Source organism: Xanthomonas sp. A1809 (assembly GCF_017746015.1).
Taxonomy (GTDB): Bacteria; Pseudomonadota; Gammaproteobacteria; order Xanthomonadales; family Xanthomonadaceae; genus Xanthomonas; species Xanthomonas euvesicatoria.
In genome coordinates this window covers 1-2,155 of the sequence record NZ_JAGHWZ010000027.1, presented here as the reverse complement: position 1 = coordinate 2,155, position 2,155 = coordinate 1, and the positions used below count along the sequence as shown (strand labels likewise).

Below are 2,155 nucleotides of genomic sequence, written 5' to 3'. Positions count from 1 at the left end.
GCGCGCGCGCTGTGCGTACGGCGCCAGCGGCGGCGCAATGGGCGGCATATTGCGGGGCAGGTCTTCGACAGGTGGCGCCGGCGCGACAGCGGCGGCGATGGCCTCATACCAGCACTTCAGCTCGCGCCAGCTCTCTTCCGGCAGGTCGATGAAGGCGCCCCGCACGTAGATGTAGTGGCCTTTGGCGTCGGGTTCGGGCGCAACGAAGTCGATGCCGTGACTGCGGCCGACGACGATCGACACCGACGGCACGCCACGCACGAGCGACTGGAGCAGCCAGCTGTTGCTGGTGCCGTCCCAGCGCAGGTCCACGTCGTAGTGGAAGCTCTTCACCGTGTGGCGGTAGGTCAGGCGGCTCATGCGGCGCGGCCTTGAGGCACGGTGCGCATTGCATGCTCAGAGCAAGATAGATCGAACAGCTGTTGGTGAGATTCGTGGTCGCAAGCGGCGCATGTGTACGTCTTGGAGCATGTGCCGCAGTTGCGGACTCCAAACGACACGCCGATCTCGGCCGCCAGCAACGCGTCAATTGCTCGTTTTGCACCGTTTGGCCCGGCGAGCTGGGTAACGCAGACGCCATCTTTGACGACGTCAAAGCAGGTCGCGTTGCGCTGAAACACCAGGTAGCCGCGGTATTCGGCCGGCTTGGCATCAGTTGAATAGACGTCCGGGCCATAGTCCAGGCGTCCCTTTTGATACCAGGGGTTGATATAGGTGGCGCTCACGGCTGCACCTCGACGAGGGCCAGACCGTGCATCACGCACTGGGCGGCCACGGGCAGGGTGGTGGCGAGCGACGCAGGCGCATCGACCGGGATGACCGCATTGGCGCGGGCGCAGGTGTCGGGCAGGGCGTAATCGCCTGAGTCCACTGCGTCCACGGCATCGAGCGCGTCCTGCCAGCGCCGGGCGCTGAACTCGTCGCGAGTCAGAACGGTGGCGACGCCCTGGGCGCAGTCCGGCACACGGCCGGCGGTGGCGAAACCGTTGAGCGCAGCGCGGGCGATGCCGGCGCGCAGGCCCCAATCGTCGACGGTGGCCAGCTCATAGACCGCCAGCGCGGCGCAGAAGCGCGGCGAGGTGATCGAAAGCTGTTCGGGGATGCCCTCACCGGTGGCCGCGGTGGTTGCGGGCTCTGCGGCGGGCTGGCCGGTGACGGCGCAGCCTGCGGCCAGTGCGGCGGCGAGGGCTAGGCAGGTGAGGCGAGCGGTGACGGCGCGCAACGGAGTCTCCGTGCCCCGCGGCGGAATGCCGTGTTACTGGGGCGACGGGCCTAAATTAGGCCAAACCTAATATTGAGTCAATAGGTTCAACCTAATTTTCATGAAGCGATTCATCCGGCCTGAGTCGCCCTGTTTGTTATTATCGCGTTAGCTGTAGGGATGCGGCCCCACGCCGTAAAGATTGGAGTACGGAACGGACGATGGCTGAGGACAAGAAGGGCGGTTATTGCGACAACTGCGAGAAGTCGGTTGTGGTGTTTCGCAAGGGGACCAATCACATACTCCACCTGCTTATGTCGGTTGTGACAGCAGGCTTTTGGCTGATTATTTGGGTGCTTTCAGCGATCAAGTTTGGAGGCTGGAGATGCATCGAATGTGGCTCCACCCGCGTGCGCAAGATTCGCTAGCAGGCAGACCGCAGTGAGGAAAGAGGAACAGGCTATGCACAAGGCTTTGACAATCGCGATGGTCCTGGTCGTGGGTGCGCTACCTGGTTGCGTGCAACCAACGAAGCAGCCACGCCCAGATCAAGTCAGTGAGGTTCCGCCTGATCGCCTGTTCGACATCGGGCTGCAGGCGGCGCCCACCGGCTCAATTGCCATTACTCGTGATGTAGGACTCGTCGGTGCCGGCTGCTACTTGGGGGTGTACGTTGACGGCAAGCCGGCAGCGCACTTCAAGACAGGCGAGCGAGCCGTGATAACCCTCAGTGCCGGTCGGCATGTCATCACGTCGCGATCCGTCGGCGGGCGGGGCCTCTGTGGAGCAAACAGCGAGGAGCGTCAGGTAGCGCGCAGCCATAGTGCCGAGATATTTGTCGAGGCGGGCCAGGTGCGCTCATACCGGATACATACCAGGCTGGAGGGTGAGGCCACGATCGAGCCTGTGCTGTAGCAGGGCGCAGATCACCAACCCCACAAAGCAAAAACCCCG

General features: G+C 63.6%; 5 protein-coding genes. 2 read left to right on the top strand and 3 right to left on the bottom strand.

What is annotated here, in order from left to right:
• From J7396_RS21555 to J7396_RS21545, 3 genes are all read right to left on the bottom strand, one after another.
• On the bottom strand, positions 1-360 hold a 360-nt coding region (locus J7396_RS21555; RefSeq protein WP_209262092.1), incomplete at its 3' end, for a hypothetical protein.
• A complete protein-coding gene (locus tag J7396_RS21550) occupies positions 357-725 on the bottom strand; it encodes a hypothetical protein (protein ID WP_057681510.1) in 369 nt (122 codons plus the stop codon). The genes J7396_RS21550 and J7396_RS21555, both read right to left, overlap by 4 nt.
• Positions 722-1,222 (bottom strand): hypothetical protein, encoded by a 501-nt coding sequence (locus tag J7396_RS21545; RefSeq protein WP_209262091.1) that lies wholly within the window; start codon positions 1,220-1,222, stop codon positions 722-724. The genes J7396_RS21550 and J7396_RS21545 overlap by 4 nt, the downstream gene beginning before the upstream one ends.
• Positions 1,223-1,422: 200 nt before the next feature.
• Here J7396_RS21545 and J7396_RS21540 point away from each other — a divergent pair, with 200 nt between their 5' ends.
• Both J7396_RS21540 and J7396_RS21535 read left to right on the top strand, forming a co-directional pair.
• Complete coding sequence (locus tag J7396_RS21540; RefSeq protein WP_046933443.1) at positions 1,423-1,629, top strand: hypothetical protein; 207 nt, start codon at positions 1,423-1,425, stop codon at positions 1,627-1,629.
• A gap of 34 nt (positions 1,630-1,663) precedes the next feature.
• Positions 1,664-2,116 carry a hypothetical protein gene (locus J7396_RS21535; RefSeq protein WP_046933458.1) on the top strand — a complete coding sequence of 151 codons (453 nt, stop codon included), beginning with the start codon at positions 1,664-1,666 and terminating at the stop codon, positions 2,114-2,116.
• Positions 2,117-2,155 lie beyond the last annotated feature (39 nt).

Excerpts from the sequence above, each read along its gene's own strand:
- J7396_RS21540 (WP_046933443.1), top strand. The coding sequence starts at position 1,423 with ATGGCTGAGGACAAGAAGGGCGGTTATTGCGACAACTGCGAGAAGTCG.
- J7396_RS21535 (WP_046933458.1), top strand. The coding sequence starts at position 1,664 with ATGCACAAGGCTTTGACAATCGCGATGGTCCTGGTCGTGGGTGCGCTA.